12 protein-coding genes are annotated in these 13,166 nt (G+C 56.9%); 8 read left to right on the top strand and 4 right to left on the bottom strand.

All coding sequences use genetic code 11. The features are described from left to right. Positions 1–24: 24 nt before the first annotated feature. The gene (locus ABIB24_RS16635; protein ID WP_354316903.1) at positions 25–1,338 is read left to right on the top strand and encodes an MFS transporter; all 1,314 of its coding nucleotides are present in this window, start codon (positions 25–27) and stop codon (positions 1,336–1,338) included. Between the two features lie 28 nt (positions 1,339–1,366). Here ABIB24_RS16635 and ABIB24_RS16630 read toward each other — a convergent pair whose 3' ends face one another. Beyond that, entirely contained in the window at positions 1,367–2,254 is an 888-nt protein-coding gene (locus ABIB24_RS16630; protein WP_354316902.1) for a LysR family transcriptional regulator, read from the bottom strand. A gap of 103 nt (positions 2,255–2,357) precedes the next feature. On the opposite strand from ABIB24_RS16630, the gene ABIB24_RS16625 reads away from it, so the two are divergent. Further along, complete coding sequence (locus tag ABIB24_RS16625) at positions 2,358–3,311, top strand: AEC family transporter (RefSeq protein ID WP_353455628.1); 954 nt, start codon at positions 2,358–2,360, stop codon at positions 3,309–3,311. 42 nt (positions 3,312–3,353) lie between these two features. On the opposite strand, the gene ABIB24_RS16620 is transcribed toward ABIB24_RS16625, so the two are convergent. After that, a complete protein-coding gene (locus ABIB24_RS16620) occupies positions 3,354–4,247 on the bottom strand; it encodes a LysR substrate-binding domain-containing protein (protein WP_354316901.1) in 894 nt (297 codons plus the stop codon). A 117-nt stretch (positions 4,248–4,364) separates the two neighbouring features. On the opposite strand from ABIB24_RS16620, the gene ABIB24_RS16615 reads away from it, so the two are divergent. Together ABIB24_RS16615 and ABIB24_RS16610 are read left to right on the top strand one after the other, a co-directional pair. Further along, positions 4,365–5,204 (top strand): class II aldolase/adducin family protein, encoded by an 840-nt coding sequence (locus ABIB24_RS16615; protein WP_354316900.1) that lies wholly within the window; start codon positions 4,365–4,367, stop codon positions 5,202–5,204. Between the two features lie 87 nt (positions 5,205–5,291). Continuing rightward, positions 5,292–6,599: an MFS transporter gene (locus ABIB24_RS16610; RefSeq protein WP_286101297.1), complete on the top strand. Its 1,308-nt coding sequence runs from the start codon at positions 5,292–5,294 to the stop codon at positions 6,597–6,599. Between the two features lie 39 nt (positions 6,600–6,638). Here the strand turns inward: ABIB24_RS16610 and ABIB24_RS16605 are convergent, their stop codons facing one another. Then, complete coding sequence (locus ABIB24_RS16605) at positions 6,639–7,352, bottom strand: GntR family transcriptional regulator (RefSeq protein WP_354316899.1); 714 nt, start codon at positions 7,350–7,352, stop codon at positions 6,639–6,641. 128 nt (positions 7,353–7,480) lie between these two features. Between ABIB24_RS16605 and ilvC the strand changes: the two genes are divergently transcribed. The 4 genes from ilvC (at position 7,481) to ABIB24_RS16585 (ending at position 11,477) form a co-directional block, all read left to right on the top strand. Continuing rightward, positions 7,481–8,497 carry a ketol-acid reductoisomerase gene (ilvC, locus tag ABIB24_RS16600; protein WP_354316898.1) on the top strand — a complete coding sequence of 339 codons (1,017 nt, stop codon included), beginning with the start codon at positions 7,481–7,483 and terminating at the stop codon, positions 8,495–8,497. Positions 8,498–8,604: 107 nt separating this feature from the next. Next, positions 8,605–10,149: a Rieske 2Fe-2S domain-containing protein gene (locus tag ABIB24_RS16595; RefSeq protein ID WP_354316897.1), complete on the top strand. Its 1,545-nt coding sequence runs from the start codon at positions 8,605–8,607 to the stop codon at positions 10,147–10,149. A 54-nt stretch (positions 10,150–10,203) separates the two neighbouring features. Beyond that, positions 10,204–11,196, top strand: a complete 993-nt coding sequence (locus ABIB24_RS16590; protein ID WP_354316896.1) for a PDR/VanB family oxidoreductase — start codon at positions 10,204–10,206, stop codon at positions 11,194–11,196. A 14-nt stretch (positions 11,197–11,210) separates the two neighbouring features. Beyond that, positions 11,211–11,477 carry a LysR family transcriptional regulator gene (locus ABIB24_RS16585; protein ID WP_354316895.1) on the top strand — a complete coding sequence of 89 codons (267 nt, stop codon included), beginning with the start codon at positions 11,211–11,213 and terminating at the stop codon, positions 11,475–11,477. A gap of 785 nt (positions 11,478–12,262) precedes the next feature. Here the strand turns inward: ABIB24_RS16585 and ABIB24_RS16580 are convergent. Next, a complete protein-coding gene (locus ABIB24_RS16580; protein WP_354316894.1) occupies positions 12,263–13,144 on the bottom strand; it encodes a LysR family transcriptional regulator in 882 nt (293 codons plus the stop codon). Between the last annotated feature and the right edge of the window lie 22 nt (positions 13,145–13,166).

Here is a 13,166-nt window from a genome sequence, read left to right as displayed (position 1 = left end):
ATAACAATGACTGGAGATAGGCAGATGCCTAATGCTCTTGATGCTGCCTGCGTCCCCGATTCGCGTTCCACCCCGGACGAGACAAAGCTCTACGCGCGCTTAACCCTTCGACTGATTCCCTTTCTCTTTCTGTGCTACGTCTTCGCATACCTGGATCGGGTGAACGTGGGTTTTGCCAAGCTGCAGATGCTCGATGAGCTTAAGTTCAGCGAAACCGTGTACGGGCTTGGAGCTGGGATCTTCTTCTTCGGCTACTTCATCTTTGAAGTACCGAGCAACATGATGCTGCACAGGATCGGTGCCCGCCGTTGGATCGCCCGCATCATGGTCAGCTGGGGCGTGCTGTCGGCGTGCATGGTGTTCGTACAAACGCCTGCCATGTTCTACACGCTCAGGTTCCTGTTGGGCGTAGCGGAAGCTGGATTCTTCCCAGGTATTATCCTGTACCTGACCTACTGGTTCCCGTCCTCTCGACGCGGAAAGATCACTGCGATGTTCCTTACGGGCATTCCGATGGCGGGTGTCCTGGGCGGACCGCTTTCGGGGTGGATCATGTCGACCACGCACGGCTGGCATGGCTATTCAGCCTGGCAATGGCTATTCGCACTCGAAGCAATCCCCTCAATCGTTGCCGGCTTCGTCGTCCTCTTCTACCTTCGCGACAACCCGGACGATGCCAAGTGGCTGACCTCGGAAGAGAAGGCCATCCTCAAGCGTAACCTCCAAGGTGAAGACCAGGCGCACCACGGGCACTCTGCGTTCAGCGCCTTTACCAACCCCAAGGTTTGGCTACTGAGTGCGGGTTACTTCGGCGTCATGATGGGATTGAATGGGATCACCTTCTGGCTGCCTTCGTTGATCAAGAACTCGGGTGTTCAGAGCGCAGCCGAAGTTTCGCTGCTGACTACGATTCCGTATGCCCTGGCGACAATTGCGATGGTGATGACTGGTCGGCATTCAGACAACGTGCTGGAGCGTCGTTGGCATGCAGCGATACCTGCGGTGATCGGTGCACTGGGGTTGGTACTCGCCACCACCACTGAGCAGAACCCCATGATGACGGTGGCGTTTCTCTCGGTGGGTGCCATGGGCGTGATGACCGCGATGAGTCAGTTCTGGTGCTACCCGCCTGCATTTCTGGGTGGTGTAGCTGCCGCGGCAGGCATCGCCATGATCAACTCTATCGGTAACCTGGCAGGGTTTATCAGCCCGTACCTCATCGGATGGGTGAAAGATACCACCGGCTCTACCAGCTTTGCGCTGTACTGCATTGCAGCTGCGCTGGGGTGTGCTGCGGTGGTCTGCCTCTCGATGCCTAAATCGGTGGTGAATCGCTAATCAGCCAGCGTCGATGCCCGCCGAATGATCATGGTTGATCGAGGCGGGTTTCGACCGATTGAATGAAAGCTGTGAGGCATGGATTGGAGTTTTCCGTGTTCCAGACCATCCCCAGAGTGATTTCGGGTGCGTTGGCGATTCGAATGAATCGAACCGAGTCTGGGTTTGATTTCGACATTGAGGTTGGAATGATCGATACCCCGAGGCCCTCACCTACGAGGTTCACAATTGTCCCTTGCAGCTGGGTGTACATCCTCACGTGAGGTTCAAATCCACTGTCCCGGCACAGCTCGACGATCGTGTCGTGCAGGGCGGAGGCGGTGTCGCGTGGGCTCAAGATGAAGGGTTCATCGATGAGGTCTCTCACGGTCAATGATTTTCGGCGTGCAAGCGGATGTTCAGCCGGCACCGCGATACTGAGGGATTCGCGCTGCAACTCCCGGTATTGATACGGTGGCTGAACCGTGGCTTTGAAGGTGAGGCCAATGTCGCACTCACCGGTTTCGACTGCTTTCAACAAGGCGCTCGGTATCAGCTCGCTGAGATCCAGGTTTACGCCGGGAGCGCTCGCCGCGTAAGCCTTGATCATCTTGGGTAGGCCTGACCAGGCGATCATCGAGGTCAGCGCGATACGCAACTCTCCCTTTTCTCCTCGCGCGACAGCTTGAGTGGAGCGAATTGCCGAGTCCATCGCCTGCATGACCAGTTGCGCACTGCGTTGGAACTCCAAGCCTGCTGAGGTGAGCTCCACCGAGCGGGAGGTGCGTACAAACAGCCGGCAGCCGAGCAGAGCTTCCAGATCAGCGATCTGCCGACTCAACGATGACTGCGCCACGTTCACCTGCGCTGATGCTTTGCCGTAGTGCAGGTGGTCGGCCAGGGCAAGGAAGTAGCGAAGGTGGCGGTGTTCGATCATCGATGCTCCAGAGGTATCAATCAGCTACTTCATAGTCATTGGACTGCATTGGTCGGCGATTTTAATCTATGTAGGCCTAAAATCCCCTCCAAACGTGGAAGTCATGTACACCGTCCTTGCAATCGTTTTACCCATCTTCGCCCTCATCCTGGCAGGCTTCATCTGCCGCAAGACCAACCGACTTGGAGACCAGGCCGCCTCCGAGATCAACAAGATGGTGGTTTGGCTCTGCCTACCCGCACTCCTATTCAAGGTGACCGCTACCGCGTCGTGGGCTGAGATTTGGCAGCCGGGCTTCATAATCTCCTTCGGCGCCGGCACGTTGGCCATTTTTGTCGCCACATTGGTATGGCGCTTGTGTACCGGGCATAGCCTTGCCACCTCCAGCATTGATGGCCTGAGCGCCGGCTATGCGAACACCGGCTACATCGGTATTCCACTGTGTGCGATCGTCTTCGGCCATCCAGGTCTGCAGCCGGCGCTCATCTCGACCATCATCGTGGTCTGTATGCTCTTCGCCATTGCAGTGATCTGCATCGAGATCGGCCTCCAGGAAGAACGGCATGTTGGCAGAGCGGTCGCAGTCGTGGTGAAGGCGTTGTCGAAGAACCCGTTGGTCATCGCGCCCATTGCAGGCGCAGCTTGGGCAATGACCGGAATTCCATTGGCCCATCCTGTCACGAGCTTCCTGGACATGTTGGCGACGGCCACCACGCCCTGTGCACTCGTTTCGCTGGGCTTGTTTCTGGGTCAGAAAACCGTCAAATCGACTGCGGCCAAGAGCAACCCTTGGCCTCTGGTCACGATCAAGCTTGTGGGGCAGCCGCTGTTGACCTGGTTTCTGGCTTTCAAGGTATTCGCGCTGCAGTCGATGTGGGCCAACTCTGCACTGTTGCTCAGCGCGCTGCCCACCGGTACCGGACCCTTCATGTTGGCTGAATTCTATCGTCGGGAAGCAGGGCTGATTTCCCGCACCATCTTGATCTCCACCCTGGGTTCCCTGGCGACCCTTACTGGGCTGATGATCTGGATGAACGCGGGTATAGCCGGCGCTTGAGACAATACTAGTGGTGAAGGTTGAGCAGAGAGCTGCGGAGCCTCAGGCTTCGCGGATCTGATTCATGATCCACTCCTTGAACCGCTCAATCTTGCGGCTCCCTTTCATCGAACCACGGTAGCAGAGGAAATGCATCTCCCGCTGCAGCGGAGGCTGATGCCCATCCAGCACAACCAGTGAGCCCTGGCGTAGTTCTGTCTCGGCCAACCGGGTTGATTCCAAGGCTATCCCCAGCCCATCCGCGGCGGCAGAGAGGACGAGGGCGGCGCGGTCAAACGACAGCCCACCTAAGTCCGAGCGCTCGGCGACCCCTTCATGGCGGAACCAATCGCTCCAACGCACTGGGCTGAGTTGGGAGTCGATCAGGGAACCGGGTTTGAGCAAATGAGGTTCAAGCGTCTGAGAGGCGTCGAAGAACTGCTTTGAGCTCATCGGCGCGATGGTCTCCAGTCCCAGGGGTTCGGCAATCACACCTACGCGTTGTATCGGCGCGCCGTAGGTGATAGCAATGTCGATCTCCTCGTGACGGGTGAGCTCTGGTGGCGTGGCGCTGGAGGTGAGTCTGATGTGAAGCGGATTGGGCTCACTTACGAGGCGAGCCAGGCGAGGCGAGAGCCATTTGGAGGCAAAGCTTGGCGAGCAGTGAACGGCAAGATGCAACTGCTCGGCGTTTGGCATCCACATTGAAAGCGCGGACTCCAAGCCGTCGAGCGCGACAGTCAGGCGTTGAGCAAGTGCTCGTCCCTGGATCGTCAACTCCACTGAGCGAGGCTGCCTTTTGAAGAGCTCCATGCCCAAGGTGGCTTCCAGCTTTCTGACCTGGTGGCTCACTGCTGAGGCCGACAAGTGCAGCTCATCGGCGGCGGCAACAAAGCTCTCCAGGCGCGCAGCAGCTTCAAAAGCCTTGATTGCGGCGAAGTTAGGAATCTTTCTCATTATTGTTGGTTTAGGCTAAATTTAATTCAACCTTGGGTGAAAAGCCTTCGTTTGTCAATCCATACGCCTAAAGTCAAATATGGGTCTCCAAAAACAATAAAAGATGAGGTTGGCATTATGGATCCCTTGCTGCGGATTGAACCAGCATCTAACGAAAAACGCCGCATTTCGGTTTATCAACCTGAACAGCAGGGCCTGATCTTTCCGGAAATTCCCGACTTCAAAAGTTATGAAGAAGAGCGGCAATATCGTAAGAAACACCTTGTTGCAGCCTGCCGGGCATTTGCGAAACACAGCCTCGACTACGGCTTTGCTGGCCACTTGACTGTACGCGATCCGGAGTTCCCAGAGCTGTACTGGACGAACCCGATGGCCGTCCATTTCTCCCAGGTAAAACTGTCAAACCTGATCCTCGCGGATCATGAAGGCAAGGTCGTCCAAGGCGACTACGCGATCAACCGCGCCGGCTTCGTTCTGCATGCCGCAGTTCACGAAGCGCATCCCGATATCGTCGCCATGTGCCATGCCCACACCGTTTATGGCGGGGCTTGGGCAGCAACCGGGCGACCGCTGCCGCCAATCAGCCAGGATGCGGCAGTTTTCTTTGAAGACCACGTCGTCATCACTGCGGAGGCCGGCGCCGTTGCGGTCGAGGCGAAGGCCGGCAAGTCGGTCAGCGAATACTTCAAGGATGTGCGTGCCGCCATCCACCAGAACCACGGCCTGCTCACTGCCAGCCGGCACAGCATTGATGAAGCAGCTTTCTGGTTCATTGCGCTTGAACGATGCTGCCAGCAGCAATTGCTGATCGAAGCCAGCGGCATCACGCCGAAGCTGGTATCGCCTGAGCGCTGCCGTTACAGCCGTGAAAACGTGGGCAGCCCGTTCATTGGCTGGCTCCATTTCCAACCCATCTACGATCAACTCGTGGCAGAACAGCCGGACATGTTCTCCTGACCCCTCTCTGCAGCAGCGCCGAACCTGGAAAGGCGCTGCTGCACGATTCGACGCCTACAACTACAAAATCATTCGGAGATTGGCATCATGTCTAATACTCTAGAGGCACCCTATGCCGTCCAGGATTCAGCAGCTGAGTCCCAATTGTATACCCGTGTGGCCTTGCGACTTATTCCGTTTCTCTTTATCTGCTATGTCTTCGCCTACCTTGATCGCGTCAATATTGGCTTCGCGAAACTTCAAATGCTGGATGAGTTGAAGTTCAGCGAAACCATTTATGGTTTGGGTGCGGGGATATTCTTCCTCGGTTATTTCATCTTTGAAGTGCCCAGCAACATCATTCTGCACCGGGTAGGCGCAAGGCGTTGGATCGCCCGCATCATGATCAGTTGGGGCATCCTCTCGGCCAGCATGATCTTTGTTCAAACGCCGACGCAGTTCTACGTGCTTCGCTTTCTACTCGGGCTGGCAGAAGCAGGCTTCTTCCCCGGTATCATCCTGTACCTGACCTACTGGTTCCCGCCTTCCCGCAGGGGCAAGATCACCGCCATGTTCATGACCGGCATTCCGATGGCGGGTGTGATCGGCGGCCCGTTGTCAGGCTGGATCATGGCTTCCACACATGGCTGGATGGGCCACTCCGCTTGGCAGTGGTTGTTCTTTCTCGAAGCGCTGCCATCGATCATTGCCGGTGTCATCGTACTGTTCTACCTGCAGGACAAGATCGACGATGCCAAGTGGTTGTCAGCGAGCGAGAAGGAAACGCTGAAGCGTAACCTGGAGAAAGAGGGTGGGACGAAAGAAGTCCACTCCGTGTTTGGTGCCTTCCGGAACAAACGGGTCTGGGTGCTGAGCTCTGGCTACTTCGGCTTCATGATGGGGTTGTACGGCGTCAGTTTCTGGTTGCCGTCGCTGATCAAAAGCTCTGGTATCCAGGAGGCCTCGACGGTATCGCTGTTGACCACCATCCCTTACGCTTTCGCAACCGCAGCAATGATCTTCACGGGACGTAGTGCCGATCGTAGTAAGGAACGTCGTTGGCACGCAGCGGTACCGGCAGTGCTGGGGGCTACAGGGTTGGTGCTAAGTACCCTCACATCGGGAAATCCTGCTGTTTCGCTAATCTTCCTGTCATTGGCGACCATGGGAATCATGACCGGGCTGTGCCAGTTCTGGTGCCTACCCCCTGCGTTTCTGGGCGGGGCGGCTGCCGCCGCGGGTATTGCCATGATTAACTCGGTTGGTAACCTGGCAGGCTTCATCAGTCCATACATGATCGGCTGGGTCAAAGACGTCACAGCTTCCACTGACCTAGCGCTCTACTGCATCGCTGGCTCACTGATTTTCGCAGCGTTCATCTGCCTCATCATGCCCAAGTCCATCGTCAATCGATGAACTCCTCCAGGCGGGTGCCCGGTTTCCCGGGCGCCTGTCTTATGCTTGCGAGAGCAAATGACCAAGTCGGTCGATCAAATTCTCTCTCGCCTGCGTCGTGTGGACGTCTGTCAAAGCTCCCGCCGCTTCAATGTCGCCAGCTGCAATCGCATTAGCAATCTCTTCGTGCTGATCCCAGATGGCATCGCGCTGCGCTGAAGACTGCAACACAGCGCCCATGGCACGGCGCAAATGCACCCAGTAAACCTGCGCACTCTGCGCGATAAGCGGATTTCCAGATGCTTCGTAGATCGCGTTGTGGAAGGCCACGTCAGCATCGATCATTTCTTTGATGTTCTTGCCTTGCGAGGCCTTTCGACCACGCTTGATCAAAGCGGAGTCGAGCGGAATTTTCCGCGCCGCAGCCATCTTGGCTGCCAGATTATCCAAGGCTCCCCGGATCAGATACAGATTCCGAATTGAATCGGTCGTCAATGGAGTGACCAGCAGCCCACGACCTGGAGCGTCCTGCACAAGGCCGTCCTTCTTGAGCAACCTTAAGGCCTGCAGCACGGGCGACCGAGAGATGTTCATCTGCTCGGCAATTTCTTCCTGCGTCAGGCGTGCGCCGGGTGCCAGCGAGCCGTCGCTGATGGCATCGAGCAGTGCCTTGTAAACCTCATCCACGTAGTCCGTGCGCGACTGGATACGCTTGAGTGTGCTTGTCATCGATTGACCTTGCCGAAGCTCGGCTTCCCCTATTGAAAGCTGCATTGTCCACTTTCTCCTCTGTCATTCAAATTTTCCTTGACTCCTGTTCAGTGTAGGACAAGACTGTGAACTCTGTATACAGAGTACAGAGCACGAAATCCTGAACACGAAAACAAGAAGGTCTGACTGACATGAAGCTGTTCTACGATAAAGATGCTGATTTGAGCCTGCTGCAAGGACTCTGCGTGGCGATCATCGGTTATGGCGCTCAGGGGCACGCCCACGCCCAGAACCTGCGTGACAGCGGAATCGATGTCATCGTGGGGTTACGTCAGGGTTCGGCGTCGTCGAAGAAAGCGCTCAATGCCGGACTGGCGGTAAGCACGGTTGCCGAGGCGGTTGCCCAGGCTGACCTGGTCATGATGCTGATTCCTGACGAGCTGATCGCCGACGTCTACCGCAGTGACGTCGAGCCGCATCTACGCCGCGATGCCACTCTGGCATTCGCCCATGGTTTCAACATCCACTACGGCCAAGTGAAACCGCGTGCTGATCTCGATGTGATCATGATCGCGCCCAAAGCGCCCGGTCACACTGTGCGTTCGACTTATCAGGCCGGCCACGGTGTCCCGGCACTGATCGCGGTGGAGCAGAACACCTCGGGCCATGCCGTCGAACTGGCCCTGGCCTACGCCTCTGCCATTGGTTGCGGCAAGGCCGGCATCATCGAAACCAACTTCCGCGAGGAGACCGAGACTGACCTCTTTGGTGAGCAAGCCGTGCTCTGCGGTGGCACCGTCGAGTTGATCAAGCTCGGCTTCGAAACCTTGGTAGAAGGCGGCTACTCGCCTGAGCTCGCCTACTTCGAATGCCTGCACGAACTCAAGCTGATCGTCGACCTGATCTATGAAGGCGGCATCGGCAACATGAACTACAGCATCTCCAACAACGCCGAATTCGGCGAGTACGTCAGCGGACCGAGGATCGTGCCGGCTGAAACCAAGGACCGTATGCGTGAGCTGCTCTCCAGCATTCAGAGCGGTGAATATGCCAAAGACTTCATCCTGGAAAACAAGGCAGGCAATCCTACGCTCACTGCCCGGCGTAGCCTGCTGCAGCGTCACCAGATCGAGGTGGTCGGCGAACGCCTGCGCGACATGATGCCATGGATCAAGGCAGGCGCCCTGGTCGACAAATCCATCAACTGATCCCCGGAACACAAGCGGTACCAGTAGCAACATTGCGTTCGAACAATATGTATACAGAGTACGAATACCGTATCCCGTATCTAACAATAAGCCTGAGGCAATGAAAAATGACTGAGAAATTCGATAAACATGATGAGCAACGTGGCGCCGGTGGCACTTCCGTTCCGAAGAAGCTGATCGCCTACGGTGGCTACTACACCAACAACACCCCGAACCATGATCCAGAGCTGACCGAAACCGGCCCAGGCACACCTGCTGGCGAATACCTCCGTCGCTTCTGGCACCCGGTCTGCATGTCGCTGGAACTCACCGACACGCCTCGCTTCCTCAAAATCATGGGCGAAGAGTTGGTGGCCTTCCGTGACGGCAGTGGCCAGGTAGGTGTTCTGCATGCTCACTGCTGCCACCGTGGTGCATCTCTGGAGTACGGTGCCATCCAGGAGAAGGGCATCAAGTGCTGTTACCACGGCATGGTGTTCGACGTGGATGGTGCCTGCCTCCATGTCCCGTTCCCTGCCGGTGAGGAAAAGGAAGGCGAGAAGTATGCCTGCTCGATCCGCCAGGGCGCCTACAAAGCCTTCGAACGTCACGGGTTGGTGTTTGCCTACATGGGCCCGCCCGATGAAGAGCCGCCGTTCCCTGAGTGGGAGCAGAATTTCACTGTGATGGAAGGCGACGAGCTGGTTCCGTACAGCAACTTCCAGCACTGCAACTGGCTGCAGGTGCAGGACAACGCGGCGGACAACTTCCACCCGACGGCTCTGCACTCGGCGAAGAACGTCGTGGGTGGTCAGTTCCAAGGCACCACCTTCGACGAAGTGGGCGCGGCATCGATGGAAGTCGCTCCGGACATGCAGTTCATCCCGGTTCACCAGGGCCGCAGTCTGGCCTGTGCCGGCGCACGTCGTGTGAACGACGACCGCATGTTCCTGCGCATTCAGCACCAGGTATTGCCGAACCTCAGCCTGCATGCCTACACGTCGGAAGACGGTTCGGCGAAGAAGCTGTTCAGCCGCTTCCACATCGTCCGCTGGACTGTCCCTGTGGATGACGAGAACTCCAAGATGATCGGTTGGCGCGTCATGGGCCCAGGCATCGACACCCGTGGCGTCGGTGACAAGAGCATGGTCGGTTACGAGACCATCGACTTCTTGGAAGGCCAGGTGGCTATGCGTCGTCCAGAGCGCTTCGGCAAGTACAAGATCGATGACATCCCACCGATCCCGTCCAACCACCGTGAACGTCACAACTACAAGGAAGCTCAGTACGCCCCGGGTGACTACGAGGCCATCATTAGCCAACGTCCAATCGCGGTGCACTCGCTGGAGAACCCGACCAAGTTCGACGCCGGCCTGTATGCCTTCCGCAAAATGCTGCGCGATGGCATCCGTGGCACCAACCCTCAAGCTGCGGCAGCCGGTTTCGCCCAGTGGCTGCGTGACATGGGCGGAGAGCCGAACAGCTACTGCACCGGCAACGTATTCAACATGCCCAAAGCCGCAACTCCAGAGCAGGAGGTCATCAACCGCCGCAAGCTTGCCAGGGAGGCAGTGGCCATCCTAACCGAGGCAGACAAGCTCAAGGGAAAAGAGCGCGCAGAGTTCGTCACGGCCCGCTTCGAGCAGTTGGAGCAGAGCTTCAAAGAACAATAAGAAAAAAGCGCGGGCCCTGGGCTACCCAGGGCTCCCGTGCCTTGGTGAGAGGTGATGACGATGACATCTTTAACAAATCCCAACCCAGTATTGCTGGAACTGTTGATCCGTCGCGTTACCCGCGAAGCACAGGGGATCAACTCCTATGAATTCGTCGACCCGAAAGGTGGTGCATTACCGCCATTTACGGCAGGGTCACACATCGACATTCACCTGCCTAATGGAATGGTCAGGCAGTATTCATTGAGCAACTCGCCAGCCGAGCCCCACCGCTATGTCATTGGGGTGCTGCGTGACGAGAAAGGCACAGGCGGATCGATGGCGGTGCATGAGTTGCGGGTAGGCGAGACCGTGAGGGTCAGTGTGCCGCGCAACAATTTCATGTTGAGCAAAGATGCCCGCAAGACGATCCTGCTTGCCGGTGGCATCGGCGTAACACCGATGAAGTCCATGATGCACGCACTTGAGTTGGCCAGGCAGGAGTATGAGCTTCATTACTGCTGCAGAGGCCCCGAGTTCGCGGCCTTTTCGGAAGAGATGGAAGAGCTGATCGGTGAGGGAAAAGTCATTCTGCACTTTGACGGTGTGGATCCCTCCAAACGCCTGGATTTGAAGGCACTACTGAAGGACGCCAGCGACGGTTGCCACGTCTACTACTGCGGGCCCGCCGGCTTCATGAACGCTTGCAAGGAGGCCGCTGCCCATTGGCCTGCCGGTACGGTTCACTTCGAGCACTTTAAGGCTCCAGTGAAGGCACCTGAGCCGGCGAGCTTGGAGCAGAGCAATGGCTCGTTCGTGGCACGCATTGCCAGCACTGGCGAAGAAATTGTCGTCCAGGCGCATGAGAATCTCGCTCAGGTGCTCCAGGACGCGGGCTACCCAGTCGAGACCTCTTGCCAATCTGGGCTGTGTGGCACCTGCAAGATTCGTTATCTGGAAGGAGAAGTCGACCACCAGGACTACATTCTCGACGACTCCGAAAAAGGTAGCTGCCTGACCGCGTGCGTTTCGCGCGCGAAGTCCAAGCTTCTCGTCCTGGACCTGTAGGCCTGGTGGCGCGCATGAATGTGACGAAGCTGGAGAGCTTTCTGGCGACTGTCGAACTGGGCACAGTGAGCGCCGCGGCTATGCAGTTGGGCATTGGTCAGCCTGCTGTTACCAAGCATCTGAATGCGTTGGAGTCGGAACTGGGCGTGGAATTGTTCGTCAGTGCCTCACGGCGAACATTGCTCAGTCCTGCTGGGGTAAAAGTGTTAGCCACAGCGCGAGTGATCGTCGCGGCTGTGGATTCGCTGCGAGCCGAACTGGATACGGCTCCTAGCCATTAAAGGTTGCATATGGAACTTGGCCCCGGTGATGTATTGCCGGGGCATTTTTTTCCACCAGTTAGCACTGCCCGTTCAGCACTCGGGTAAGTCGGTAGCTTTCCTGCTTGCGTGAAAAGTCGTCATGCACGCAAACCATCCCTACGCAGTTCAGCCGGGACTACGTGCGCCTGTTTGGTTTAACCCCGGCAAAGGACGCGGCACGCATCGTGGAAGTGAGCAGGTCTCTAGGTCATTGACCCGTGGAGGATCACCTTGATCCACAGACGTAGCTCTCTACCAAGGTTGCTCGCCGGGAAGGTCTGCTTAGGGTCGATAGCGGCCTTTGTGGAGGTTGGTGTCTACGGAGCCGGTTTAGTCATTCTGAATCTCCAGGGTCACCTCTGTCAGGCCGGCACCGCCATGCATCAGTTCTTGATTGGCACGCATGCCTTGGATAATCTTGCAACTGAGGGCTGCAACTGCGCATTTGTCGGGCCTGGGTACCAGCATGAGCCCCCCCCGCAATTTTGGCAGCAGAGGAAGCTGGTTCCTCTGAAGTAGTGACGGCGGGCATTGCCGGTCGGATTCTGAACCCAAGGTCGCCAGACTGGGAGCTAAAGGATCGCTGCGACTACTCCTCATCCCTTACCGAAAAGGCACGCGTCGGTCGTGAAGTGTGAATCGACCCTGGTTTCGTAGACACCTCGAACGACTGCTCTGGGTCGACTCCTGCCGTTCAAGACGTCCCCATGCGCTGGTCACATTCGATGTAAATGCCTGGTCAAATCAGTGCAATTACCCAGATCTCAAACAGCAGACAAGCCTCGATGTTTGGCGATTTCATCTCGTATTGATTTCAGCATGCTTGAGGTGTGGCCGGAGCGCCAGATGAGATGAGTTTTAACCCGTGCTAACTTTGGTGGGAGTGGAAGTGCCCTGACGAAGGTGTCGATCCGTACAGCCTTCAAGACCGAGAGCGGCATTATTGCTACTCCTGTGCCGGCTGCTACACAAGCAGCAATGGCATGGTAGGAGGCCAGCTCCAGAAACTTGCACGGGACGATCTCACAGGTAGTCAGCCAGTCTTCCAGGATTCGTCGGTAAGAGCATCCGCTGGCAAACGCGATGATAGTCGAGCCTTCTAGTTGTCGCGCATTAGCGATGCCACTGTTCTTGGCCACGATCAGAGCGAGCTCTTCCACAAATGCTTCCTCGGCATCGAGGCCTGCATTGGAGAAGGGGTCCGAAACGAATGCTGCTTCTATGTCACCTCGGCGTACTTGTGCGATCAGCGCGTCGGATGAACCTGAAACCAGCTCCAGTTGTACGTCGGGGAACCGTTCGTGGTAGCTGGACAGCAGGGGAGGAAGCCTTGCCGCAGCAGTGCTTTCCAGGGTTCCTATCCGAAGCGTGCCCTGCAATGTGCCTCGTTTGAGCGCGGTTTCGGCTTCTGTTGACAGTCTGAGCAGTTTTTCCGCGTACAGATGGAGGACCTTGCCCTGTTCGGAAGGGATCAATTTGCCGCCTGTGCGGTGGAAGAGCGCTACTCCTAACCGTTCCTCCAGATTTTTCACCCGGGTGGTGATGTTGGATTGCACCCGATTCAGCTGGGCCGCTGCGTTAGTGATACCGCCGTAGTCCACCACAGCTTTGAAAATTTGCAGGGAATCCAAATCTAGATCTCTCAATTCAAGAATCCTGTATGCGGAT

The organism is Pseudomonas sp. UYEF17 (assembly GCF_040546125.1).
In the GTDB taxonomy this organism is placed as follows: domain Bacteria; phylum Pseudomonadota; class Gammaproteobacteria; order Pseudomonadales; family Pseudomonadaceae; genus Aquipseudomonas; species Aquipseudomonas putida_Z.
Note: the sequence above shows the minus strand (reverse complement) of the source record. Positions and strands in the feature narration are given on the sequence as shown.

Bases quoted from the DNA above. Each gene is read 5' to 3' on its own strand.
- ABIB24_RS16635 (WP_354316903.1), top strand. From the start codon at position 25: ATGCCTAATGCTCTTGATGCTGCCTGCGTCCCCGATTCGCGTTCCACC.
- ABIB24_RS16630 (WP_354316902.1), bottom strand. From the start codon at position 2,254: ATGATCGAACACCGCCACCTTCGCTACTTCCTTGCCCTGGCCGACCAC.
- ABIB24_RS16625 (WP_353455628.1), top strand. From the start codon at position 2,358: ATGTACACCGTCCTTGCAATCGTTTTACCCATCTTCGCCCTCATCCTG.
- ABIB24_RS16620 (WP_354316901.1), bottom strand. From the start codon at position 4,247: ATGAGAAAGATTCCTAACTTCGCCGCAATCAAGGCTTTTGAAGCTGCT.
- ABIB24_RS16615 (WP_354316900.1), top strand. From the start codon at position 4,365: ATGGATCCCTTGCTGCGGATTGAACCAGCATCTAACGAAAAACGCCGC.
- ABIB24_RS16610 (WP_286101297.1), top strand. From the start codon at position 5,292: ATGTCTAATACTCTAGAGGCACCCTATGCCGTCCAGGATTCAGCAGCT.
- ABIB24_RS16605 (WP_354316899.1), bottom strand. From the start codon at position 7,352: ATGCAGCTTTCAATAGGGGAAGCCGAGCTTCGGCAAGGTCAATCGATG.
- ilvC (WP_354316898.1), top strand. From the start codon at position 7,481: ATGAAGCTGTTCTACGATAAAGATGCTGATTTGAGCCTGCTGCAAGGA.
- ABIB24_RS16595 (WP_354316897.1), top strand. From the start codon at position 8,605: ATGACTGAGAAATTCGATAAACATGATGAGCAACGTGGCGCCGGTGGC.
- ABIB24_RS16590 (WP_354316896.1), top strand. From the start codon at position 10,204: ATGACGATGACATCTTTAACAAATCCCAACCCAGTATTGCTGGAACTG.
- ABIB24_RS16585 (WP_354316895.1), top strand. From the start codon at position 11,211: ATGAATGTGACGAAGCTGGAGAGCTTTCTGGCGACTGTCGAACTGGGC.